This window comes from Zoogloea sp. LCSB751, assembly GCF_002028455.1.
Lineage (GTDB): Bacteria > Pseudomonadota > Gammaproteobacteria > Burkholderiales > Rhodocyclaceae > Zoogloea.
Genome location: NZ_MWUM01000207.1, coordinates 1 through 270 on the forward strand (window position 1 = coordinate 1; position 270 = coordinate 270).

The window sequence follows — 270 nt, forward strand, 5'->3', positions numbered from 1 at the left end:
TAGCATGATGCTTTGAGTTCATGCAACAAAACGCATCGCATAACGATAAATCACTACGGACTAATTCCAATTCAGCAAAATCGATCTACCCCACTAATTAACTTCTCGCCAATAGATGATTCTGTCATGACCTCGGTAACGCCCAAAAAATGCACTCGCACGGGGATCGGATAAGCTGGTTGGAGACACCCCATTCCAGTTCCAATACCATTCTAACCAAGTCGGTACGTCTAAAGGCGCGGTCACTTGACCGCGATATAAGTTGCCACT

The 270-nt window shown here is 45.6% G+C and carries 1 protein-coding gene; it reads right to left on the minus strand.

Translation table 11 applies throughout. The features are described from left to right. Positions 1-93: 93 nt before the first annotated feature. Positions 94-270: DUF6701 domain-containing protein (locus tag B4920_RS31120; RefSeq protein ID WP_368664743.1), on the minus strand; the 177-nt coding region annotated here is incomplete at its 5' end.